Annotated in this window: 21 protein-coding genes and 2 pseudogenes; 10 read left to right on the top strand and 13 right to left on the bottom strand. The window is 61.8% G+C overall.

The window, feature by feature from the left end:
* Positions 1–13 precede the first annotated feature (13 nt).
* The 3 genes from J3D60_RS04080 to J3D60_RS04070 are packed head-to-tail and all read right to left on the bottom strand — an operon-like array spanning position 14 to position 2,614.
* Positions 14–763 (bottom strand): ABC transporter permease, encoded by a 750-nt coding sequence (locus J3D60_RS04080; protein WP_065927692.1) that lies wholly within the window; start codon positions 761–763, stop codon positions 14–16.
* A 13-nt stretch (positions 764–776) separates the two neighbouring features.
* Entirely contained in the window at positions 777–1,778 is a 1,002-nt protein-coding gene (locus J3D60_RS04075; protein WP_253489917.1) for an ABC transporter substrate-binding protein, read from the bottom strand.
* The gene (locus tag J3D60_RS04070) at positions 1,775–2,614 is read right to left on the bottom strand and encodes an ABC transporter ATP-binding protein (RefSeq protein ID WP_141155037.1); all 840 of its coding nucleotides are present in this window, start codon (positions 2,612–2,614) and stop codon (positions 1,775–1,777) included. The genes J3D60_RS04075 and J3D60_RS04070 overlap by 4 nt, the downstream gene beginning before the upstream one ends.
* A 136-nt stretch (positions 2,615–2,750) precedes the next feature.
* On the opposite strand from J3D60_RS04070, the gene J3D60_RS04065 reads away from it, so the two are divergent.
* Complete coding sequence (locus J3D60_RS04065; RefSeq protein WP_253489915.1) at positions 2,751–3,488, top strand: GntR family transcriptional regulator; 738 nt, start codon at positions 2,751–2,753, stop codon at positions 3,486–3,488.
* Between the two features lie 52 nt (positions 3,489–3,540).
* Here the strand turns inward: J3D60_RS04065 and J3D60_RS04060 are convergent, their stop codons facing one another.
* Both J3D60_RS04060 and J3D60_RS04055 read right to left on the bottom strand, forming a co-directional pair.
* Positions 3,541–5,349 carry an ABC transporter ATP-binding protein gene (locus J3D60_RS04060; RefSeq protein ID WP_253489913.1) on the bottom strand — a complete coding sequence of 603 codons (1,809 nt, stop codon included), beginning with the start codon at positions 5,347–5,349 and terminating at the stop codon, positions 3,541–3,543.
* Between the two features lie 224 nt (positions 5,350–5,573).
* Positions 5,574–6,467, bottom strand: a complete 894-nt coding sequence (locus tag J3D60_RS04055) for a DMT family transporter (RefSeq protein ID WP_065941370.1) — start codon at positions 6,465–6,467, stop codon at positions 5,574–5,576.
* Positions 6,468–6,623: 156 nt separating this feature from the next.
* Here J3D60_RS04055 and J3D60_RS04050 point away from each other — a divergent pair, with 156 nt between their 5' ends.
* On the top strand, positions 6,624–7,205 hold the full coding sequence (locus tag J3D60_RS04050) for a helix-turn-helix domain-containing protein (RefSeq protein WP_253489911.1): 582 nt from the start codon (positions 6,624–6,626) through the stop codon (positions 7,203–7,205).
* 237 nt (positions 7,206–7,442) lie between these two features.
* Here J3D60_RS04050 and J3D60_RS04045 read toward each other — a convergent pair whose 3' ends face one another.
* On the bottom strand, positions 7,443–8,378 hold the full coding sequence (locus J3D60_RS04045) for a helix-turn-helix domain-containing protein (protein WP_092483990.1): 936 nt from the start codon (positions 8,376–8,378) through the stop codon (positions 7,443–7,445).
* Between the two features lie 241 nt (positions 8,379–8,619).
* On the opposite strand from J3D60_RS04045, the gene J3D60_RS04040 reads away from it, so the two are divergent.
* The 8 genes from J3D60_RS04040 to J3D60_RS04000 all read left to right on the top strand — a co-directional run bounded on the left by J3D60_RS04040 (position 8,620) and on the right by J3D60_RS04000 (position 17,745).
* Positions 8,620–9,678, top strand: coding sequence for a phenylacetaldoxime dehydratase family protein (locus J3D60_RS04040; RefSeq protein WP_253489909.1), 1,059 nt, complete (start codon positions 8,620–8,622; stop codon positions 9,676–9,678).
* 277 nt (positions 9,679–9,955) lie between these two features.
* Entirely contained in the window at positions 9,956–11,470 is a 1,515-nt protein-coding gene (locus J3D60_RS04035; protein ID WP_253489907.1) for an amidase, read from the top strand.
* An 84-nt stretch (positions 11,471–11,554) separates the two neighbouring features.
* Positions 11,555–12,139, top strand: coding sequence for a nitrile hydratase subunit alpha (gene nthA / locus J3D60_RS04030; RefSeq protein WP_074846646.1), 585 nt, complete (start codon positions 11,555–11,557; stop codon positions 12,137–12,139).
* A gap of 40 nt (positions 12,140–12,179) precedes the next feature.
* Positions 12,180–12,842 (top strand): nitrile hydratase subunit beta, encoded by a 663-nt coding sequence (gene nthB, locus J3D60_RS04025; RefSeq protein ID WP_027605698.1) that lies wholly within the window; start codon positions 12,180–12,182, stop codon positions 12,840–12,842.
* Positions 12,839–14,098 (top strand): GTP-binding protein, encoded by a 1,260-nt coding sequence (locus J3D60_RS04020; RefSeq protein ID WP_253489905.1) that lies wholly within the window; start codon positions 12,839–12,841, stop codon positions 14,096–14,098. The genes nthB and J3D60_RS04020 overlap by 4 nt, the downstream gene beginning before the upstream one ends.
* Before the next feature lie 20 nt (positions 14,099–14,118).
* A complete protein-coding gene (locus J3D60_RS31245; protein WP_301294450.1) occupies positions 14,119–15,411 on the top strand; it encodes a PAS domain-containing protein in 1,293 nt (430 codons plus the stop codon).
* A gap of 71 nt (positions 15,412–15,482) precedes the next feature.
* Complete coding sequence (locus J3D60_RS04005; RefSeq protein ID WP_253489903.1) at positions 15,483–17,123, top strand: AMP-binding protein; 1,641 nt, start codon at positions 15,483–15,485, stop codon at positions 17,121–17,123.
* A 58-nt stretch (positions 17,124–17,181) separates the two neighbouring features.
* Positions 17,182–17,745 (top strand): TetR/AcrR family transcriptional regulator, encoded by a 564-nt coding sequence (locus J3D60_RS04000; RefSeq protein WP_043293545.1) that lies wholly within the window; start codon positions 17,182–17,184, stop codon positions 17,743–17,745.
* Between the two features lie 86 nt (positions 17,746–17,831).
* Here J3D60_RS04000 and J3D60_RS03995 read toward each other — a convergent pair whose 3' ends face one another.
* The 7 genes and pseudogenes from J3D60_RS03995 to J3D60_RS03965 all read right to left on the bottom strand — a co-directional run.
* On the bottom strand, positions 17,832–18,902 hold the full coding sequence (locus tag J3D60_RS03995; RefSeq protein WP_253489896.1) for a chemotaxis response regulator protein-glutamate methylesterase: 1,071 nt from the start codon (positions 18,900–18,902) through the stop codon (positions 17,832–17,834).
* Positions 18,903–18,934: 32 nt separating this feature from the next.
* Positions 18,935–19,420: a chemotaxis protein CheD gene (locus J3D60_RS03990; RefSeq protein ID WP_065941360.1), complete on the bottom strand. Its 486-nt coding sequence runs from the start codon at positions 19,418–19,420 to the stop codon at positions 18,935–18,937.
* Positions 19,413–20,216, bottom strand: coding sequence for a protein-glutamate O-methyltransferase CheR (locus J3D60_RS03985; RefSeq protein ID WP_027605691.1), 804 nt, complete (start codon positions 20,214–20,216; stop codon positions 19,413–19,415). The genes J3D60_RS03990 and J3D60_RS03985 overlap by 8 nt, the downstream gene beginning before the upstream one ends.
* Before the next feature lie 21 nt (positions 20,217–20,237).
* Entirely contained in the window at positions 20,238–20,762 is a 525-nt protein-coding gene (locus J3D60_RS03980; protein WP_253489893.1) for a chemotaxis protein CheW, read from the bottom strand.
* 105 nt (positions 20,763–20,867) lie between these two features.
* Positions 20,868–21,362 carry a chemotaxis protein CheW gene (locus J3D60_RS03975; protein ID WP_027605689.1) on the bottom strand — a complete coding sequence of 165 codons (495 nt, stop codon included), beginning with the start codon at positions 21,360–21,362 and terminating at the stop codon, positions 20,868–20,870.
* Positions 21,363–21,503: 141 nt separating this feature from the next.
* Positions 21,504–22,481, bottom strand: a pseudogene (locus tag J3D60_RS03970) (methyl-accepting chemotaxis protein); the annotation flags it as partial.
* Between the two features lie 21 nt (positions 22,482–22,502).
* Positions 22,503–23,801, bottom strand: a pseudogene (locus tag J3D60_RS03965) (MCP four helix bundle domain-containing protein); the annotation flags it as partial.
* Positions 23,802–23,803 lie beyond the last annotated feature (2 nt).

Below are 23,803 nucleotides of genomic sequence, written 5' to 3'. Positions count from 1 at the left end.
CAAAGGACGATGCTTACTGCACGCGCCATTTCTGGTAGTGACGCTCGATGCGCCGGAACACAAAACTCTCCATCAGCCAGGCAATCAGGCCGATCAGCACAATGCCCAGCAGCACCTGGCTGCTGTTGCCGATCTGCCCGCCGGTGGAGACCATCCAGCCGATGCCCTGGGAGGCGCCGATCATTTCTGCGGCGACCAGTGCCCGCCAGCCCTGGCTGAACCCGATGCGCAAGGCCGCCGTCACGAAGGGCAATGAGGCCGGCAGGTAAACATGGGCCAGCAGTTGCCAGGGGTTGGCGCCCAAGGTGCGCGCCGCGCGGACTTCACCACCGCGAATGCTCTGTACGCCTTCCTGGATGGTCACCGCCATGGGGAACATCGCGGCAATGAAAATCACCAGCACGATGGAGACATAGCCCAGGCCGAAAATGATCATGATCAGCGGCGCCCAGGCAATCGGCGGGATCGCCATGAACAGGCTGTTGAGCGGCGAGATGAAATCGCGAAAGCGCGAAGACAAGCCGCCGGCCGTGCCCAGCACAATCGCGACAAGCACCGCCGCGCAGAAGCCGCCGACTTCCTCCAGGACGCTCGCCCTGAGGTGCTGCCACAGCGAACTGTCGCTGAGCCAACGCAGCGCTTCGCGCGCCACATCCCAGGGCTGCGGCAGGATATAGGTGGGAAAGCGGCTGGCCAGGGCCATCCAGATCAACAGCAGGAAGGGCAGCGAAGCCCATCCCCAATTCGGTTTTGGCAAGGACATGACAGGCTCAGACTCAGCGCGAGGCTTTTTCCAGGTAGGCGGTATCCACGATCTGCTCGGTCTTGAGCGTGGTGTCGATAAAGCCCAGGTCGTGGGAATAATTCATCAGGCGCTGGATGAATTCGATATCCGCAGGCAGCAAGTCCGCCGACCAGCCCAATCGCGTGCGCGCCTGGGCGACGATGGCCTCCGGGGCAATGGTCTTGCCGTCAGGACCCTGGACCGCTTCAAGCTTGAACGCCTCGGCGATAATGCGATTCGACTCGTCGGGATGCTCGTTGAGGAACGCGATGGCCTTGCGGTGCGCACGCAGCAGTTTGACCACATCGTCCGGTCGCTCCTGCAAGGTTTTGGGCAGCGCGATCACCACGTACCACGGGTAGTTCGGCAGTGCCTGGTTGACGTCGAGCAGAACCCGGCTCGACCCGCGCAGCAACGATTGGCTGACAAAGGGTTCCCAGGAAAACGCTGCATCGACGATGCCGCGCTCCAGCGCCGCGTTCATGTTGCCGGGTGGCATGTCGATGATGTCGAGGTCCTTGTCCGGGTTGAGCCCGGCTTTTTCTTTCAGCACATAGCCGCGCAATAGCACGTCCATCCCACTGCCCTTCTTGACCCCAGCGAGCTTTTTGCCCTTGAGCTGCTCCAGACTGTTGATCGGGCTTTTTGCATCGACAATCACCGCCGCCTGACCGTAATTGACCTTGGCCAGAATCCGGCTTTGCAAGCCTCGGGAGAACCATTGGTACACCGGCGGCGTGCCCACATAGGCCACGTCCAGCTCATTGGCGGCCAGCGCCTGCTGGATCACAGGGCCATCGCCCAAGGCCTTGAGGTCGACATTCAAGCCTTCCTCGCGGTAGTAACCCTGCTTGTCGGCGATCAGCGCCGGGGCGTTGGCCATGGCGAACACATACCCCACACGCAGGGGTTTCTCTTCAGTGGCCACGGCACCTGTGCTGCTTGCCAAGGCGGCAACAGACAAGGAAAGAGCAAGCAGCGAACGTTTGATCATGGGGTTAACTCGGGTTGGCGGGTGGGGTTAGGGATGGCTTCGGCCGCGCCCATGACCTGGGAAATGCGCTCCATCAGCTCATTGCGGTAATCGAGAAAGGCCGGCAGGCGACGGGTTTTCAGGTTGGAACGCGGGCGCGGCAAATGAATATCCAGTTCGCTATGGATACCGCCGGGGGCGATGTTGAGCACGATGACCCGGTCGGCCAGGAACACCGCTTCGTCGATGTCGTGGGTGATGAACAGCACGGTCTGACCCAGCTCGGCCCAGATCCGCAGCGTCTCTTCATTCATGCTGTTGCGGCTGATGGCATCCAGCGCGGCGAAGGGTTCGTCCATCAGCAATACGCTGGGCTCCAATGCCAAGGTCCTGGCCAGGGAGACGCGCTGCTGCATGCCGCCCGACAGCTGATGGGGCAAGCGCTGTGCAGCGTTCTCCAGGCCGACCAGGCGCAAATACTGCAACGCCTGGGCACGCTGTTGCGCCTCGCTGAGCTGCGCCGTCATCCGCAGGCCGAAACGCACGTTCTCCAGCGCGCTCAGCCAGGGAAACAGCTGCGGCGCCTGAAACACATACCCCAACTCCGAGCGCTCCGGGCGCACGGCGGTCTGGTTGATGCTGATCCGGCCGCTCTGGGGTTGCTGAAAACCCGACAACAAATTCAGCAACGTGGTTTTTCCGCAGCCGGACGGCCCGAGGATCGCGACGAATTCACCCGGCTTGGCGTTCAGGCTGAAAGCGTTGAACACCCGATGGCCGTTGGGGTAGCTGAAACTGATGTGATCGACCGTCAGGGCGTCGGCTTGCGGCGGTGCGTAAGGCAAGGAGTCGGGCATGGCAAGTATCGTCAGGTCGTTTACAATGGGAGTGCCTGACATAATACGTACTAATACAAGTCATCCCAATAACCTATTTTTATAACCTTAGAAGTGAAGGCGCACCGCCCCACTCCAAGGCCCCTGGAAGCCGACCGTGTCCACGTCCATTCTGCGCGACAGCACCACCTCGCTCTACGAACAGATCGCCCATCGTTTGCTGGAAGAGATTCAGCGCGGCGATTTCGAACCCACCGGCAAACTGCCGTCAGAAGCCGAACTGGGCGAACGCTTTGGCGTGAGTCGCGTCACGGTGCGCCTGGCAGTGGGCAAACTCAGCGACGACGGCGTGGTGGAGCGCAAGCAAGGCAAGGGCACGTTCGTCGCCGCGAAGCAGGTTCGGCATGGCCTGGATGCGTTGCGCAGTTTCCATGAAGCCTTGTTATTGCAAGGGCTCAAACCGAGCATGCAGGTGATCGGCCACACGCTGCAGCCCGTTCCGGAAGCCTTGATGGCGTTGTTTGAAGGCGCCCACGATTGCCTGCTGCTGGAGCGCCTGCATTTCGTGGATGACGAACCTATCGCCCTGGGCCGCAGCCATCTACCGGCCGAGTTGGCCGGCGTGGTCTGGACGGACGTCGAGCATCAGCCGATCTACTCGATCCTGGAATCGATCACCGGCCAGGCCGTCACCCGTGCCGACCTGGCCATCCGTGCGCAAGCAGCCGATGCAAGCCTGGCCAGCACCCTGCACGTCAAACGCGGTGCCGCGCTGCTGGTGATGGAGCGCAGCTCTTACTTTGCCGACGGCCGTTGCTGCGACCGCACCACCTTCTTTATCCGTCCGGAACGCTATGCGTTTGTCCTCAGCGGCGTATTCAAATCTGCCAAATAGCAATCTGTACAAGTCACTTGAAGGGATCGGCAGATACGCTGCGCTGGGTTTCCTAGCGATAGCCTCGCGCCTGAACGTCGAACAGCTCGGCATAACGTCCACCCGCAGCCATCAGCTGGTTATGGCTGCCCTCCTCCAGAATCTGCCCGCGTTCCAGCACGATAATGTGATCCGCACTGCGCACACTGGAAAACCGGTGGGAAATCAGCAGGGCCATGCGGCCCCTGGCATGCTCACGGAAGTGCTCGAACACCGCCGCTTCAGCCCCGGCATCCAGCGCGGCAGTGGGTTCATCGAGGATCAGCAGATCGGCCTCCTGACGCATGTACGCCCGCGACAAGGCCACTTTCTGCCACTGCCCCCCGGACAGTTCCTGGCCTCCGAACCAGCGTCCCAGCTGGGTTGAATAGGTATGGCTCAAGCGCTCGATAAATTCCGCCGCCACGCCTTGAGTGGCAGCGCTGCGCCAGCGGGCCTGGTCGTCCAGGGCCTCGACGTCCCCCACGCCGAGGTTCTCGCCGACACTCATCTGGTAGCGGATGTAGTCCTGGAAAATAACGCCGATGCGCTGGCGCAGGGTGTGTTCGTCCCACTCCTGCAGGTCGCTGCCGTCGAGCAGGATGCGGCCTTCATCCGGGGTATACAGACGGGTCAGCAGTTTGATCAGGCTGGTCTTGCCGGAACCATTTTCACCCACCAGGGCCAGGCTTTTCCCCGGTGCCAGGTGCAGGCTGATATTGCGCAGCGCGGCGGATCCGGCGCCTGGGTAGGTGAACCCCACCTGCTCGCAGCGCAGGCCATCGCCAGGGCGCGCGCCCTCGGTGAGCCGGCCGCGCGGCGTGATCACGGGGGTTTCAAGGTATTCATACAGGTCCGAGAGGAACAGGCTGTCGTCGTACAGCCCGGCAATGGCGCTGAGGCTGGCGGTGATTGCGGCCTGCCCCTGCTTGAACAGCACGATGTACATGGTCATCTGGCCCAGGCTTGTCTGGCCACGCACGGTGTCGAGTACCACCCAGGCGTAGGCCAGGTAAAACGCTGCGGTGCCCAACAGGCCCAATGCAAAGCCCCAGGCGTCGCGGCGCAGCGTCAATTGGCGGTCCTCCGTATACAAGCGCTGAGCGTTGTCGCGATAGCGCTGGAGGAACAGCGGTGCCAGGCCAAACAGCTTGACCTCCTTGGCATGGGACTCGTGGGAGAGCAAGGATTCCAGGTAGTTCTGCCGGCGCGTCTCCGGTGCACGCCGGTGGAACAGGCGGAACGCATTGCCGGAAAAATGCGTCTCGGCGAAGAACACCGGCAACGCACCGACCACCAGAATCAACAGGGCCCACGGCGAAAAGTGCACCAGCAGGACAGCAAAGCTGACCAGCGAAATGAGGTTCTGCACCAACCCCAGTCCTTTGGTCACCAGGCTCAGCGGGCGCGTCGAAGCCCCCTGGCGCACGCGCACCAGCTTGTCGTAGAACTCGGCGTCTTCAAATTGCAGCAGCGAAAGGGTCTGGGCTTTCTCCAGGACCATCAGGTTGACCTTCACGCCCAGCTTCACCCGCAACAGCGACTGCTGCATCGACAGCGCCCGTTGCGCCGCCGCCAACAAAGCCAGCACGCCGGCCTCGGCCAGCACGTAGCGCATCACCGGCCACACGGGGGCCTGGCTGCCGGCCGCATGAACCTGCATGGCGTGGACCACGCCATCAACAATGCGCTGTCCAATCCAGGCCGCCAGTGCGGGCAGCAGTCCAGCGACAATCGTCGCCAGCAACAGCCCCGTGAACAGTGGCCGGGAGGTTTCCCACACCAGTCCCAGTGCCCTGCGCGCCTGGGTCGAAAAAGTGCTCAATCGATTGAACAGCACCATGAATGGCACGGACTCCTTGAGGGGGGATGAAATCAGGCCGGACGGCCGAGAGCCATGGCTATGGGCGGGTCACTGCGCCACTCGCTCCCGGATCCAGGCGCGCCCCGGATTATGACAGGCCGTGACACCAGAACCACGCGCATTCATCGATGTTCTTTCCAGACGCGTCGTCGCCAGTGGTTGGCGTGACGTCTTTTGACTCGATGGCGGTTGGGCGCCCGACCTTAGGTCACGTCCTGACGCCCCGCGCGGCCCAGCGACCAGCCAAAATTCATGCCCGCCGCCGCCAGCAGGATCGCGCCTGCGCCCATCACCTGCAGGGTGCTGAGGGGATGGGCGAAGGCTACCCAGTCGACCAGGATGGCAACAATCGGATAGATGAACGACAGCGCCCCGACCAGTGCCGTGGGGATTTTCTGGATGGCGCTGTACAACAGGGTCGACATCAGCCCGGTATGGACCACCCCGATAATGATCAGGTAAGTCCAGGCGCCCTTGAGCGTTTCGCCCCCAGTGAAGTCCACGAACGGTGCCAGCACCAGCACGCCGACCACCATCTGGATCAGCACGATCAGGTGCGCGGGCAAATCCTTGAGACGCTTGGTGATCGCCGCCGCCACGGCATAGAAGAAGGCTGAAGCCAAGGCCAGGCAGACGCCCAGCACGTAGTCGGCACCGGTGGCCTGCCCACGGCCCTTGGCGGACACGATCAGCATCAGCCCGGCGAAGGCCAACAGCAGCCAGCCGACCTTGGCGATGCTGAGGCGTTCGGCAAAAAACAGTACACCCAGGCCGACCAGCATGAACGGCTGAACGTGGTAGACCACCGTGGCAATGGCAATAGAGGAATGGGTGTAGGCACCGAACAGCAGCACCCAGTTGAGGACCAGCGCCACCCCGCCCAGGCACACCAGAAGGAATTGCCGGGCAGTGATCCGGGAGCGACGCAGCACTCCAAGCGCCAGGCACGCGACCAGCATCGCCAGGGCGCCGAACAGGCAACGCCAGAACACCACCGCCTCCGGGCTCTGCCCCGACATGACGACGAACCAGCCGACTGTGCCGGAGATGACCATGGCCGAGATCATTTCGAGCGTCCCACGGGTTTGCGACTTCATCACTCACGGCTTCCTTGCTATCGACATCGCCATGGCCCAAGCCACCGTTCGCGGGGAAATAGGCTGGCAAATACAACTTTATAATGAACGTATGGCCGATATACTGAACATGGTACCCAAGAGCGTCAACCCATTTAGGGATGGTTTATAAAACAAATGAACGATATAACGAACGACCTGCCGAAAAATAATCTGACTCGAATCGATCTGCTGGCGCTGTCAATCAAGCGCGAGCGCCTGGCCGCCGGGCTTTCCTTGACCGAGCTGGCGAAGCGCGCCGGGGTAGCGAAGTCGACCTTGTCTCAATTGGAGTCGGGCATCGGTAACCCCAGCATCGAAACCTTGTGGTCGCTGGCGATGGCCATGGGCTTGCAAGTCACCCGGTTCTTCGAGCAACCCCGGCAGGCCCTGCGGGTGATTCGCGCCAACGAGGGCATGACCGCCTATGCCGAGACGGCCCATTACGCAGCGACCCTGCTTGCCGATTGCCCGGCCGGCGTACAGCGCGACATCTACCGACTCAAGGTGCAGCCCGGCGAAGTTCGTCTGTCTCAGCCTCACCCGCAGGGCACCGTAGAGCATGTGGTGCTGTGCAGTGGCAGTGCACGTATCGGCCCGGCGAGTGGCCCGGTGTTGCTCAACGCCGGCGACTACATCAGCTACCTGGCGAATGTGCCGCATGTGTTCGAGGCACTTGAGGCGAACACCACGGCAGTGATGGTGATCGAGCATTCCTGAGGTGGGAGCACCTTGACGCCTGTCAAACCCGTAGCTGCCGAGCCCCGGCGAGGCGGCGTCGGCCGCGTCGGGCTTGAATCGGCAGTGCGCCCAACGCAGCCTCGCTTGCGCTCGGCAGCTGCTACGAGGGGCAAGTCCGTGAGGTGGGCAGGGGATCGCTAGCAACTTAACCCTTTCATCTCGTCCACTTTATCGAGCAGGACGCCAATAACCCCCGCCTTTTTTTTTGGGGGCCCATCAGTTGCGCGTCAAGAGCGTGTGCGGCGCAACCCCAAACGCCTTGCGAAAAGCATGACTGAAGTGGGAGAAATCGGAAAAACCGAAGTCCAGTGCGGCTTGGGAAACGCTGCGCACCTGGCCGCACTCGATAGCCGCGCGACTGGCATTCAGCCGTTCTTTCCAGATCTCCGCGACCGGGCTTTTCTGATGACGGGCGAATGCGCGGGTCACCGTGCGGGTGGACACGTGGTGGGCTTGGGCGATCAGTTCGATCGACAGTTCTCGGTCGCTCAAGTGGTGCTGGATGTAGGTCATTATCCGCGCGTAAAGATCCAACTCCTGATGAGTCGTCTTCAGGTCCTGGAGTTCCAGGCTGATCGCGAGCAGGTCGATTATCGTGTTGGAGTAACGATTGCAAATGCCTCCATCCTCCAGAAGCACGGGAGTGTTCGCCATCTGGCGCAGCATCTCGCGTAGCGGCACCACGCCAGGGCGGCGGTCATCCAGCACCATTGCGGTGCATTCCGCCACACGCGGCAACCGCTCGGTCAGCAACTGCCGAGGGATGCGCATCAAGTGGTTTTCGCTCCCCCCCAAGCTGAATCGGAACGGTCGGGTTGCGTCATAAAGGAACAAATTACCCGCACCCAGTGTGGCCTTGCGCCCCTCTTGCTCAAGTTCGCCATACCCATTGAGGGTAAAGCCCAGCCACAGGTCGTCGGCGGGACCACTGCGTAAATGCCGCTCGGAACGGACCCAATGGTGCAGCGGGGACGACAGCCTGGAGACATCCAACGCCCCTACGCCGGAGACCTGGAGCGTTCCGTTGAAATCGCTCTGGGTCGAGGGTTTGCTGTCGGCCATAAGACAATGGCGACACACCACTTCTTTCCAATAATCGAAGCGACGCGGTTGCGAAACGGCAAGGGTGGAATAGTGATTGTTCTGAGCCATGGCACTCACCTTAATGCAACGACTTGAAGCAGCGACACGCTGCCGGTCGATCTTGGAAAGCAAAATTCAGACCACGCCCAGCCCCCTTTATCGCGCCTGAGCCCTGGCATCGGGCATCTGTCTTTTCCAACCAAACGGTTGTCCTGGCGAACAAAGCGAGGCGGTTCGTACCTGCCTGACTATGACCTCACGGCCTGTACAGCCCGCTACGCCTGAACCTGAAAAAAACAAGGAGCCGCCCATGGAATCTGCGATCGACAAACACCTTAGATGCCCACGGACGTTATCCCGCCGGGTGCCCGAGGACTACCAGCCGCCCTTCCCTATGTGGGTCGGCCGCGCTGGCGAACAATTGAAGCAGGTAGCGATGGCTTACCTGGGCGTGCAGTTTCGCGGTGAGGCGCAGCGTGAGCGTGCCATTAAGGCCATGCGCGACATCGTCGGCAGCTTCAGCCTGCCCGACGGCCCGCAGACCCACGACTTGACCCATCACACGGACAACAGTGGCTACGACAACCTGATGATCGTCGGCTACTGGAAGGAAGCCGCAGCCTATTGCCGCTGGCTGCGATCACCGCCCGTCAATGATTGGTGGGCATCGCCGGATCGCCTGAACGACGGCCTGGGTTATTTTCGCGAAATCACCGCGCCGCGTGCCGAGCAGTTCGAAACCCTCTATGCGTTCCAGACGCAGTTGCCGGGGGTGGGCGCGATCATGGACACCACCAGCGGCGAGATCGAAGAGCACGGTTACTGGGGCTCGATGCGCGATCGTTTCCCGGCGTCCCAGACCGACTGGATGAGCCCCACGGGCGAATTGAAGGTGGTGCTGGGAGACCCGGCCAAAGGTGGCCGCGTCATCGTCATGGGCCATGACAACATCGCGCTGATTCGCTCCGGCCAGGATTGGGCTGACGCCGAGGCTGACGAGCGCTCGCTGTACCTCGACGAAATCTTGCCGACATTGCAGGACGGCATGGATTTCCTGCGCGATAACGGTGCCCCCCTGGGCTGCTACAGCAATCGATTCGTGCGCAATATCGACCTCGACGGCAACTTCCTCGACATGAGCTACAACATCGGCCACTGGCGCTCGGTCGAGAAACTGGAACGCTGGGCGGAATCCCATCCCACCCACCTGCGCATCTTCGTCACCTTCTTCCGCGTGGCGGCCGGCCTGGTGAAGTTGCGGCTGTACCACGAAGTGTCGGTCTCGGACGCCAAGAGCCAGCTGTTCGAGTACATCAACTGCCACCCGCAGACCGGCATGTTGCGTGATGCAGGTGTCACGCAAAGCTGACACCCGGCACCGCCCCATCCGTCCCGATTATTTTTTGGCCCTCATCTCTAGCGCATGGGGTCGGGGCCACTTTTTGACAGGCATCTGACCATGAAGTGGCACCGGGCTGAGCTGTCCTGTTCAGCCAAGCGAGTGTCCTGTTCAACCAAGCCGCAGTGGCAAAAGAGGCCTAATTTGTTCTCCATTACTACCCGGAATGATCCGACCCCGAAAGTGCTGGAAGTGTTTGAACAGCCTCAAGTCTTCCCGCCGATCATCGATGAAATCAAGGAAAATCATGGCCATTATTCGACCCACGCTTGATCAACTGCAGGACCTCGCCACCCAGTTGCACATGCAGCTGACGCCGGAGCAGGCTGCGCAGTACCTGGACCTGATGCAACCGAGTTTCGATGCCTACGACCTGGTCGACGAGATGCCTGATTTCGTTCCGCCCGTACGCTACGAGCGCAGTTCGGGCTATCGGCCCTCGGACAAGGAAAACCCGTTGAACGCCTGGTACTACCGGGCTGAAGTGAACGGGGCGCGTGAGGGCCTGCTGGCCGGCAAAACCGTCGCGCTGAAAGACAACATCGCCCTGGCAGGCGTGCCGCTCATGAACGGCGCCGCGCCCCTGGCCGGTTTCGTGCCGTCATTCGACGCCACCGTGGTCACGCGTCTGCTGGATGCCGGGGCAACGATCCTGGGCAAGGCCACCTGTGAGCATTACTGTTTGTCCGGCGGCAGTCACACCTCTGACCCTGCCCCCGTGCACAACCCCCATCGTCACGGTTACGCCGCCGGTGGATCTTCCTCGGGCAGTGCGGCGTTGGTCGCGGCCGGAGAGGTGGACATGGCCGTTGGCGGTGATCAAGGCGGGTCCATCCGAATCCCGTCGTCCTTCTGCGGCACCTACGGCATGAAGCCGACCCACGGCCTGGTGCCCTACTCCGGGGTCATGGCGATTGAAGCCACAATCGACCATGTCGGGCCCATTACCGCCAACGTGCGCGACAACGCACTGATGCTGCAAGCCATGGCCGGCGCGGATGGGCTTGACCCGCGCCAGGCTGCGCCGCAAGTCGACGATTATCACAGCTACCTGACGAGGGGCGTGCGCGGGCTCAAAATCGGTGTGTTGCAAGAGGGCTTCGCACTGGCCAACCAGGACCCTCGCGTCGCCGAGAAAGTGCGTGACGCCATCGCCCGTCTCGAGGCGTTAGGCGCACAGGTCGAGGCGGTGTCCGTTCCCGAGCACAACCTGGCGGGCTCGTTGTGGCACCCCATCGGCTGCGAAGGCTTGACCATGCAGATGATGCATGGCAACGGCGCGGGCTTTAACTGGAAAGGCCTCTACGATGTCGGCCTGCTGGACAAACAGGTCGGCTGGCGCGAGCAGGCCGACCAATTGTCCGCGTCGCTCAAGCTGTGCATGTTCGTCGGCCAATACGGGCTGAACCACTACAACGGACGTTATTACGCCAAGGCGCAAAACCTCGCGCGCTTCGCCCGGCAGGGCTATGACAAGGCGCTGCAGACCTACGACCTGCTGGTGATGCCGACCACGCCGATCATTGCCCAACCCCATCCACCGGCGGATTGCTCGATCACTGAGTACGTGGCGCGCGCGCTGGAGATGATCGGCAACACCGCGCCACAGGACATCACCGGGCATCCCGCCCTGTCGATTCCATGCGGGCGGGTAGACGGCCTGCCCGTCGGGCTGATGCTGGTCGCCAGACACTATGCCGAAGGCACCCTTTACCAGGCTGCGGCGGCGTTTGAAGCCTCCGTGGACTGGCGCACGCTCTGAGCCGTCTACGGGCGCCGCCGGCGCCCGTAGAACAATAAGAAATCCAATGACTTTACCACCGTGTTGACTGATAGGAGTGACCCCATGAATACAGCGACTTCAACGCCCGGCGAAAGAGCCTGGGCATTGTTTCAAGTCCTCAAGAGCAAGGAACTCATCCCGGAGGGCTATGTCGAGCAGCTCACGCAATTGATGGAGCACGGCTGGAGCCCCGAGAACGGCGCCCGTGTGGTGGCCAAGGCATGGGTCGATCCGCAGTTCCGGGCACTGTTGCTCAAGGACGGCACCGCGGCCTGCGCCCAGTTCGGCTACACCGGCCCCCAGGGCGAATACATCGTTGCCCTGGAGGATACGCCGACGCTGAAGAACGTGATTGTCTGCAGCCTGTGCTCCTGCACCAACTGGCCGGTCCTCGGCCTGCCACCGGAGTGGTACAAGGGTTTCGAGTTCCGCGCACGCCTGGTCCGGGAGGGGCGCACGGTACTGCGCGAGCTGGGGACGGAGTTGCCCCGGGACATGGTGGTCAAGGTCTGGGACACCAGCGCCGAAAGCCGCTACCTGGTGCTGCCGGTCAGGCCGGAAGGCTCAGAACACATGAGCGAAGAGCAGCTTCAAGCGCTGGTGACCAAAGACGTGCTGATCGGCGTCGCCCTGCCCCGCGTGGGCTGAAAACAACACCTCATCATCGTTCACTCCCGGAGTTTTGATTATGGATGGCTTTCACGATCTCGGCGGTTTCCAAGGCTTTGGAAAAGTCCCTCACACCATCAACAGCCTGAGCTACAAACAGGTGTTCAAGCAGGACTGGGAGCATCTGGCCTACAGCTTGATGTTCATCGGTGCCGACCACTTGAAAAAGTTCAGCGTGGACGAAGTGCGTCACGCCGTCGAACGCCTGGATGTGCGCCAGCATGTCGGCACCCAGTACTACGAACGCTACGTCATCGCGACCGCCACCTTGCTGGTCGAAACCGGCGTGATCACCCAGGCGGAGCTTGATCAGGCCTTGGGCTCCCACTTCAAGCTGGCGAATCCCGCCCATGCCGAGGGCCGCCCCGCGATCACGGGGCGGCCGCCCTTCGAGGTGGGGGATCGGGTGGTGGTGCGAGACGAATATGTGGCTGGGCACATCCGCATGCCCGCCTACGTGCGCGGCAAGGAAGGCGTGGTCCTGCACCGCACGTCAGAGAAATGGCCGTTCCCGGACGCAATCGGGCATGGCGATGTAAGCGCAGCCCATCAACCCACCTACCACGTCGAGTTCGCCGTGAAGGACCTGTGGGGAGATGCCGCCGATGAGGGTTTTGTGGTGGTCGACCTGTTCGAAAGCTACCTGGACAAGGCCGCCGGCCCGCGCGCGGTGAACCCATGACAGACGGCGCCCAGGCAAGCCGACTGCCGGTGACGGTCCTTTCGGGCTTCCTCGGCGCCGGCAAAACCACCCTGCTCAACCACATCCTGCGCAATCGCGAAGGCCTGCGCGTGGCCGTCATCGTCAATGACATGAGCGAAGTCAATATCGATGCCGAAGAAGTGCAGCGCGATGTCGCGCTGCACCGTGGTCGCGATGAGTTGATCGAGATGAGCAACGGGTGCATCTGCTGCACCCTGCGCGCCGATTTGCTCGAGCAGATCAGCATGCTCGCACGCCAGCAGCGTTTCGATTACCTGCTGATTGAGTCCACGGGGATCTCCGAGCCGATGCCGGTCGCGGAGACGTTCGCCTTCCTTGACGCTGATGGCTTCAGCCTCAGCGAACTGGCGCGCCTGGACACCTTGGTGACGGTGGTCGATGGCAGTCGTTTCCAGGAACTGCTCGAATCGCCGGACACCGTGGCCCAGGATGACGCTACGCCGGACACGCCCAAGCGCCACCTGGCCGATCTGCTGATCGAACAGGTGGAGTACGCCAACGTCATTCTCGTCAACAAGCTGGATCTGATCGATGCAGCGCAGTATCAGGCCGTGCAGGCGATCCTCACGGGGCTTAACCCGACGGCGCGGATCATGCCGATGGCCCACGGTAACATCCCGTCAGCCAGCCTGCTCGGCACCCATCTGTTTGATTTACCCAGCCTCGCGGCGTCGCCGGGCTGGATGCGGAAAATGGAGGCGGCAGACGCGCCGGCCGCCGAGTCGGACACCTATGGCGTGACGTCCTGGGTGTACCGTGAGCGCGCGCCTTTCCACCCGCAACGGTTGCTCGACTTTCTCCAGCAGCCCTGGAGCAACGGGCGGTTGCTGCGCAGCAAAGGTTACTTCTGGCTCGCCAGCCGCCACCTGGAAACCGGCCTGCTGGTGCAGAGCGGCAAGCGGTTCCAGTGGGACTATGTCGGGCGCTGGTGGAACTTCATCGAGCCGTCGCAATGGCCCCGGGACGAATACCGACTGCAGGGCATCAGGGCCAAATGGGACAGCGTGGTCGGCGACTGCCGGCAGGAGTTGGTGTTTATCGGCCAGGGCCTCGACACCGACGCGTTACAGCGCGAACTCGACCACTGCCTGCTGAGCGCCCAGGAAATCGCCGCCGGCCCACTGGCCTGGCAGGCACTGCCAGGGGCGACCGCCTTTGACCGACAGGCCCTTGCCCGCACCCCCACACAGCCCATGGCGATTGCCCCCATTTGATCCGAGATAGAGGTGCCCCCATGCTCTTTTTCAGCCGAACCAGCCGCTGGGTATTGGCTCCGCTTGCCGACAGACTGGATGAGCCTGACCAGGCGAGTACACCGCTGTCGTCGAGCAACCCGTTATTGCGACGCATCCTGGCGGGCGTCGAGACATTGCTGCAAGAGCGGCGAGCCCTGAAAGCACAGACACACGCGCTGGCATTGGAAGCCACCCAATTGACCGAACACCTGGCCCGCCGCGACGCGCTTTTGCAGGAGCAGGAAGCGCGCTGGGCACTTATCGCCCAAGGCGCAGGTGAACTGTTTTGGGAACTGCAACCGGCAGGTATTGCTGCACCCGCACCGGAGTGGGCCATGAGGTGGACAGGGTCCGCGTCGACCCCGACCCAAGGTATTGATCAACTTGGCCGCTGGAACGAGCACCTGCACGCGACGGACCGGCAACGCCTGCTCGACGCGCTGGCCCGGCACCTGGCTGATCGCAGCGGGCGAACGCCCTTTACGCTGGACGTACGCATGGCCCTTGCATCAGACGGTGACTATCGCTGGTGCAGGATCAGCGGCGTCGCGCGCCGGGATGCGCAAGGGGTACCGGTCGCCATCGGCGGAAGCCTGCGTGACATTCATGAACAGCGCCTGCACGAAGAGTCACTCGAACTGGCGGCCACACGCTTCGAGATTTCCCGTGAAATGCTCCATGACGGGCTCTGGGACATTGAGGTGGTGGCGGGTGATCCGGCGAACCCGAACAACACCATCTGGTGGTCTTCGCAAATGCGGCGACTGCTGGGGTACACCACGGTTGAGGAATTTCCCAATACATTGGAAAGCTGGACCTCACGCTTGCATCCAGACGACAGCGCGCGGGCAATCGCGGCGTTTGTCGCCCACGTCGAAGACCGCAGCGGCAAAACACCCTTTGATGTCGATTATCGGCTCAAGCACAGCAGTGGCAATTACCGCTGGTTTCGCGGCCGTGGGCAGACGCGCCGCGCAGAGGACGGTTCCCCGCAAAGGGTGGTGGGCGCCATCACCGATATCCATGCCCACCATGAAGAAAACAGCATGCGTGAGGCTCAGGAACACCAGCACCGAGTAATGCAGGAGACCCTGCGCAAGCTGACGCACATTGTCGCCACCATCCAGGGCATCGCCAGCCAGACCAACCTGTTGGCCTTGAACGCCGCCATTGAAGCCGCCCGCGCTGGCGACGCCGGACGCGGGTTCGCGGTGGTCGCCGATGAAGTGCGCAAGCTGGCGACCCGCACCAGCCAGGCGACCCAGCAAGCGGCCGACATGATGGACAGCTAGCGCCACGGGTCGAGTCGTGAGCAGCGCAACCAGTGGCAGTACAAACCCAACAATAAGAACCAGGTATCGTTATGCGTGATTATCAAGCTGTGGCTTCATCCTTCAATTACCAGCAGACCGCCGAACTGGCTTTGCAAGGCGACCTGACGGCCCTGAACGCCTGCGTCGAATGCTGCGACCGGCACGCCCACGACGACGCCGTGGCGTTGTATTGCGAAGCGCAGGATGGCAGTGCCGCCCAATACACATTCAGCCAATTGCAGGCCAGCGCTGCCCGCTTCGGCCATTTTTTGCGCGAGCAAGGGGTAAAACCGGGCGACCGCGTCGCCGGCCTGATGCCGCGCACGGTTGAACTGCTGATTGCCATCTTGGGGACCTGGCGGGTGGGCGCGGTCTATCAACCGCTCTTCACCGCATTCGGTCCCAAGGCGATCGAGCAACGATTGGGCTGCTCCAACGCGCGCTGGATCGTGACGGATGCGCAGAACCGTCCCAAGCTGGATGAGATCGGCAACTGCCCAAGCGTGATCATAACCGGCGAGGGCCCGCAGAACCCCGGCGACTACCCGTTCTGGAGCATCCTCGACGGCCAAGACGTCGAGTGCGAACCGGTACTGCTGGACGCCAGCGCGCCATTCCTGTTGATGTGCACATCGGGTACCACGGGGCCGGCCAAGCCTCTGGAAGTGCCGTTGCGCGCCATTCTCGCCTTCAAGGGTTATATGCGCGACTCCATTGGCCTGCAGCAGGACGACCGGTTCTGGAACCTGGCCGATCCCGGCTGGGCCTATGGCCTGTATTACGCGGTGACCGGCCCGCTGGCCTGTGGTCATGCCACGCTGTTCTACAACGGCCCTTTTACGGTGGAGAGTACGTGCCGAGTCATTGCCAAGTACGCCATCAGCAATCTGGCCGGCTCCCCGACGGCGTACCGCCTGCTGATCGCCGAGGGGGCAGCGTTCGCCGACGCCGTGCGCGGCCGCCTGCGTGCCGTCAGCAGTGCCGGCGAGCCGCTCAACCCACACGTGATCCGCTGGTTTGCCGAGCAACTCGGCGTGACCATTCACGATCATTACGGCCAGACGGAAATCGGCATGGTGTTGTGCAATCACCATGGTTTGCGTCACCCGGTCCGTGAGGGCTCGGCGGGTTATGCGGTGCCCGGCTACCGCATCGTCGTACTGGACGACGCGCATCGGGAATTGCCGGCGGGTCAGCCGGGCGTCCTGGCGGTGGATCGCGAACGCTCGCCCCTGTGCTGGTTCGATGGCTACCTGGGTATGCCCACCCGGGCCTTTGTGGGGCGCTATTACCTGAGCGGCGACAGTGTGGAGCTGAATGACGACGGCAGTATCAGCTTCGTCGGCCGCAACGATGATGTGATCACCACGTCCGGCTACCGCGTCGGGCCGTTCGACGTCGAGAGCGCGCTGATCGAACACCCGGCGGTGATCGAAGCGGCGGTGATCGGCAAACCCGACCCGCAACGCACCGAGCTGATCAAAGCCTTTGTCGTGCTCGACAGCCAGTACCAGCCCAGCGCCGAGCTGGCCGAAGTACTGCGCCTGCATGTACGGCAGCGCCTGGCCGCCCATGCCTATCCGCGGGAAGTGGAGTTCGTCGAGCAACTCCCCAAGACCCCCAGTGGCAAGTTGCAGCGCTTTATCCTGCGCAATCAGGAAATTGCCCGGCAGCAGGCGCCCGGTACATGAACCCGTGGCCGGTGTGCCGGAGCGCCAGGCGTGCGCGCAATCCGAGGCAAAGCGTGTGCTGAACCGATCAGACTTCCAGCGCAAAGCCTCGGAGTTATTCAAGGAGCGCAGTTTCAACCAGGTCAGCATGCGTGAACTCGCCGCCCATGTCGGCATAAGCCCGGGGGCGATCTATCACCATGTGGAAAGCAAGGAGGCGCTGCTTTACGAACTGCTGATGGAGCTGTATCAAACCCTGTTGTCCCAGGTGCACGGCATCAAGAATCGCCGATTGGCACCCGATCAACGCCTGGCCCAACTGATCGACTGTCACCTTCAATTGCATGAACACATGACCGGACACTTCAAGCTGGCGGTCATGGACGCCAATTGCCTGGGCGACTCGATGCAGGCAAGCGTCCAGCGCCTGAGGCGTGCCTATGAGTCGGAAATAATGGATCTGATCGGCCAGGCAGGCCATCCACCGGGCGGGCCGTTGCGCGAGGGCGCGCTCACGGCCATCTTGCCCATGCTGAACAGTCTACCCACCTGGTTAAGCCCGATGCTCGATAACGCCCAGCGGCGAACGATTACGAAGACCATCGCCTGTGCGGTGTTACAGGCCATTGATTCCCTGCCCTGAGCCCACCATGACCCATACTGAAACGCCAGGCTGGCCCGAGGCGGGTTGCTGGAACGCCTCATCAATCAGCACAGAACCCCGAACCGTCAGCGCCGCTGGTGCATGGATTGCAGAATCGCCGCCGAGATCTGCTCAAGGGGCACCTCACGCTCCACCGCGCCCAGCTTGAACGCCTCCTTGGGCATGCCATACACCACGCAGGACTCCTCGTCCTGGCCCAGGGTGCGGGCGCCGTTGTCGTGCATTTCCTTCAGGCCCCGGGCGCCGTCGTCGCCCATCCCCGTCATGATGATCCCCAGCGCGTTACCGCCGGCACTGCGGGCCACCGAACGAAACAGTACATCAACGGAAGGTCGATGCCGGCTGACCGGAGGTCCGTCGACAATTTCCACCTGGTATTGGGCGCCGCTGCGCTTGAGCACCATGTGCCGACCACCAGGGGCAATCAGTGCACAACCGGGGATAACCCGGTCACCGTTCTTCGCCTCCCTGACCTCGATCTCGCACAGTCGATTGAGGCGCTCGGCAAACGCGGCGGTGAAGTGTTCGGGCATGTGCTGCACGATGACGATGCCCGGGCAGACCCTGGGCAAGGCGGTCAACACCAACTCCAGGGCTTGGGTGCCGCCCGTGGACGTCCCAATGGCGACAATGTTCTCGGTGGTGCGCGCCATTGCCTGGGTGCCCGCCGGCAATATGACGTCGGCCGTCAGCCTGGCGGGAGCGCGTTCGCTGGAAGGCACCATGCGCTTCATGTTGGCCCGCGCAGCGGCCTTGACGGCCCCCGCCAATTCATCGGCACTGTCGGTGAGAAACTGGCGCAGGTTGAGTTGTGGCTTGGTCACAATGCTGACCGCGCCGGCCGCCAGTGCCTGCATGGTGGTGGCCGCGCCCTTTTCGGTCAGGGTGGAGCAGATGACCACGGGCGTGGGGTGTTCGGCCATCAACTTCTTGAGGAACGTGATGCCATCCATCCGTGGCATCTCCACGTCCAACACAATCACATCCGGCCATTGCTTGTTCATTTTGTCCATGGCGAACACCGGGTCTGCCGCCGCGCCGATAACCTCAATAGCGGGGTCTTGCCCCAGGGTCGCCGTGAGTACCTGACGCACCACGGCGGAATCATCAATGATCAGCACTTTGATAAGGCTCATGTCGCACGTTCTCCATGAGGGCTGCTGGGGGTTCACTTCAAGGCCAGGTAGTTGAGTTCGATTTCGCCGTTGGCCAGATCGAACACAATCGTCCGATAACCCACGCCTTCCACATGGAAGTGTTGACACCGCAACTGATGCAGATCGAGCAGACGCATGGCCTGTTCGACATTGCGTTGGCCGACGTAATCATTGTCCGAGCGCACAAGCCCGGGAAACATGTTGCCACCGCCGAATACGCTGATCCTGAACTCCGTCGGCAGGGCCTTGATCGACTGTATTCGAGCGAGCAACAGTTCAAAGGCTTCGTTGCCGTAGCGACCATCCAGGACGCCCTGTTTGGTCACGGCGCGCTGTGGCAGCAGGTAGTGACACATGCCCCCCAGCAAGCGCCGGGGATGCCAGAACACCAATGCAACACAGGATCCCAGCACCGTACGCAGGCGAATCGCACCCGAGCCGAAAAACCACTCGCCGGGATTCAGGAACACCTCGTTGGGCGGTCGACTGTCAGGCATGCGGCCTCCGGTAGATGGAAGGCTTGACCAGCCGCAGCTGATCGGTGATGCCATTGAGGCTCTCCGAATGGCTGACCAGAAAGTACCCGCCCGGCTTGAGGTGACTGACCAGGCGCTTGACCACCTGCACTTTGGTGTCGTTGTCAAAATAGATCATCACGTTGCGCAGGAAGATCACATCGAACATCCCCAGTTTCGGCAACGGGTTATTCAGATTGATCGACTGGAAATCGATCTTCGCCGCCAGCGCCGGGTCGACCATGAAACAACCGTGGTTGGCGCCCACGCCCTTGAGGCAATACTTGTTCAACAGCGCCTCGGGGATGCCGCGTATGCCGTCGAGGGGATAACGCCCAAGGCGGGCTTTTTCCAATACCCGGCTGCTGATGTCCGACGCGACAATCTCCCAGGGCCGGCCGGCGAGGTTGTCCGCCAGCACCATTGCCAAGGTGTAGGGTTCTTCGCCGGTCGAGCAGGCGCCACTCCATATGCGCAACGGCCCGCTGCCCCGCAGCTCGGGCAACGCGACATCGCGCAGGAAATCAAAATGCTTGGGCTCACGGAAAAAGTAGGTTTCGTTGGTGGTCAGCATGTCCACCGCGACCTGCAACTCCACGCTGTCCTTCATCAACACCTTGTAGTACGCACCGTAGGTATTGAGCTTGAACACCTGCAACCGCTTGGCCAGGCGAGCGCTCACCAACTGTTTCTTGGCATCGGACAGGCTGATGCCGGCGATTTGATAAATGAGGTCACGAAACTGCACGAACTCGGCGTCAGAGAGGATCACGTTCATCAGGACATTCCCCCAGCCTGTTCAGGCGATCGAAGGTAGCGAAGACTCAAGGTTGACCAGCGCATCGACCTGTTCCAGGGACAACACGCGGCCGATGTCCAGCAACAGCACAAAACCGCTCTCCAGTTTGCCGATGCCCAGTAAAAAATCGGCCCTGACATCGGTGCCAAAATTCAACGAGGGTTCGATGTCCTGGTCGGCGATTTCCAGGACCTCGCTGACCGCATCGACAATGATGCCCACCGGCTTGCGCTGGGCATTGGCCTGTACCTCAAGGATCACAACGCAGGTCCTTGGAGTCTGCACCGTGCGTTCGCCGCGAAAGCGCACCCCCAGGTCGAGCACGGGCACCGCCGCGCCGCGCAGGTTAATCACCCCGCGTATGCTGGGAGGCAGCAACGGCACGCTGGTGATCGGCCCGTATTCGATGATTTCCCGGACGTTGAGCGTGCCCACGGCGAACATCTCCTCCCCCAGCACAAAGGTGAGGTACTGGCTCGGGCTCGAGACGCTGGCATTGCCTGGACTGTCGATGGGTAGGGCCATGATTCACCTCGGGTCACATACGTTTTCGTCTTCATCAGGGGCGCTTCGCACCCCGGCGCGGGGCAAGCCCGCTCACCACAACAGCTCTATCCGCCGGGGAGATACCTAGACAGCGATCAGGCCGGCTATCTCATCGACACACAGCACATGCTCGATCTGCAGGAGCGTGACGAACTCGCCTCGCACCTTGGTCATCCCCCCGATGAAGTCGGTGCGAATGTGATTGCCGAACGCCGGAGCGGGCTTGATATCGATCTCGAGTATCTCGATCACTTCGCTGACCGAGTCCACCACCACCCCCAGGACCTGGGATTCGCCCTCCTTCGCCGCCTCAAGGATGACGATGCAGGTGCGACTGCCCAGTACCGTCGTGCCCTTGCCGAAACGCGCCTTGAGGTCCACGACCGGCACCACCGAGCCGCGCAGGTTGATAACCCCCCGCAGGAATTCCGGCATCATCGGTACGCTGGTCACCTGGTTGTATTCGATGATTTCACGAACACTCAGGGTATTGACCGCGTACATCTCCTCGGCCGCCAGGAAAGTCAGGTACTGCAAGGGTTCATCCACTGGCGACGCAGCTTCGACAGCGCCCTGCATGCCCGCTGAGGTGCCCATGGGTCAACTCCCGAAGCGGACGAAACCACCGTCCGAGGAGCGACTGTCCAGGTCCTGGGTGGACATGGCTCGGCTGATCTGGGGCATCGAGACATTGCGCCCGACACGTTTGCTTTGCACGGTGAAAAACCCCATGAGTTCCTGCAGCTGCTCGGCCTGGCCACTCATTTCCTCGGCCGTCGCCGCCAGCTCCTCGGAGGCCGACGCGTTTTGCTGGGTCAGTTGGCTCATCTGCGACATCGCGCTGTTGATTTGTTCGGAACCGATGGATTGTTCTTCCGAGGCAGCCGCAATTTCCTGCACCAGGTCGGAGGTCTTGGCAATCGACGGCACAATCTCGTCCAGCAGGTTGCCCGCCCGTTCGGCCAGGGCCACGCTGTTCTTGGCCACTTCGCTGATTTCCTGTGCGGCAATCTGGCTGCGCTCCGCCAGTTTGCGTACTTCGGCCGCGACCACCGCAAAGCCTTTGCCGTGCTCGCCGGCCCGTGCCGCTTCGATCGCCGCGTTGAGCGCCAGCAAGTTGGTCTGGTAGGCAATGGAATCGACGATGCCGATTTTTTCGGCAATGGTTTTCATCGCCGCCACGGTGTCCTTCACGGCTCGACCGCCTTCCGAGGCTTCCTTGTTGGCTTTGCCCGCCATGCCGTCGGTGACCTTGGCATTTTCGGTGTTCTGGGAAATGGACGCCGACATTTGCTCCATCGACGCCGAGGTCTGTTCGACCGATGCCGCCTGCTCGGAAGCCGACTGGGCCATGCTTTGGGCGGTGGCGGAGATCTCTTCCGAAGCACTCGACAGCGAGTCCGCCGAGCCGCGCACTTCGCCGATGATTTCCGAGAGTTTTTCCACGGTGCCATTGACCGAGTGCTTCAGCTCCAGGAACTTGCCCTGGTAGTCGCCGGTAATGCTGCGGGTCAGGTCGCCGGCGGCCATCGCCGACAGCACCTCCATGGCCTCGGTGATCGGTACGATGATCGCGTCCAGAGAACCGTTGATACCGAGGATGATGCGGCGGAAATCGCCCTGGTGCCGGGCGGCGTCAGGGCGGGTGTCCAGCTTGCCGATCAGCGCACTGTCGCTGATCTCGCTGGTGTCTTCCACAAGGGCCAGGATATTGGCGCGCAGTTGCTCGACGTTTTCATTGATAAAGGCTTTCTTGCCGGGGAAACGCTCCAGGGGCGCGGACAAATCCCCTTCGCCGAACGCGCGAATACAGGCCATGGCCTTTTTCTTCACGTTGATATGGCCGTTGACCATGTCATTGATGCCCTGGCCGATATCCCGGTACGAACCCGAGAAGCCCTCGACATCGATCATCACGTCAATGTCACCTTTTTCATGCTCGCTGGACATGTGCTGCATTTGATTGATCAGCGCCAGGATGTTGGTGCGCAACAGCTCGATGTTGTCGTTGATAAAGGCTTTTTTGCCCGGAAACTGCTCCAAGGGTGCAGACAGGTCACCGTTACCGAAGGAACGTATGCAGGCCATGGCTTTTTTCTTCACCGCGATGTGGCCGTTGACCATATCGTTGATGCCCTGGGCCATGGAGCGGTAACTGCCATGAAAGCGGCCGGCATCGATCTGTGCATCGATCTCGCCCTTGTCGTGCTCACTGGACATACGGTCCATCTCCACGATCAATTCATGCAGGTTCGCGCCCAACTGCTGCATGCTCGCCATCAGGCTGGTGGTGTCTCCCGCCTTGAGCGTTGCCTTGGCATTCAACTCGCCAGCCGATAGACGTGCCGCATAGGCTTGCACCACGGTAGGTTCCGCCCCGAGCCGGCGCATCAGATTGCGCCCCAGCAAGACGCCGATCAGCAGGGTAGCCACCAAGGTCAGGCCGCTCACCAGCAGGATGAGGGTGCGTGCGTTCTTCTCGATGGTGGTGGCGAGCACCTGGCCCTTGCGCCCCAGTTCCAGGTTGTATTCACGCAGCTCGCCGATCGCCGTGAGCACGGCGGTCTGCAGGGGCTGGCTCGTCTCGATCAATGCACGGGCCGAGGCCTGGTCACCTTCATCGATGAGCTTGTCGAAGTGGGTCTGCAACGCCGCAAACTCAGCCAAGTGGCCGCGCAGTTGTTTCAACAACGCCGCATCGCGCTCGTCGGAGGTCAACTCGGTCTGATAGCGATCCAGGGCTTTGCCAACGGCACTGAAATCCTGCGCCACGCTGGCCGCGTAAGCCGGCACGCTGTTTTTGTCGGTCTCGTTCAAGCGTTGCCATTGCAAGGCGTGCAGGTCGGTGAAGGCCGCGGCGGCGCGGTCGATCTCCAACAGGCTGGGCACTGTATTGACGTTGGCATAGCTGGCGCTCGTATTGATTTCACCGGCCAGGTACAGGCTGGTGCCACCCAACACGAAGACACCCAGCATGGCTGTGAAAACCAGCAACATGATATTTCTGATAACAGTCATGG

Source organism: Pseudomonas sp. S3E17 (assembly GCF_024168685.1).
In the GTDB taxonomy this organism is placed as follows: domain Bacteria; phylum Pseudomonadota; class Gammaproteobacteria; order Pseudomonadales; family Pseudomonadaceae; genus Aquipseudomonas; species Aquipseudomonas marginalis.
This window is presented reverse-complemented; position numbering and strand designations above follow the sequence as displayed.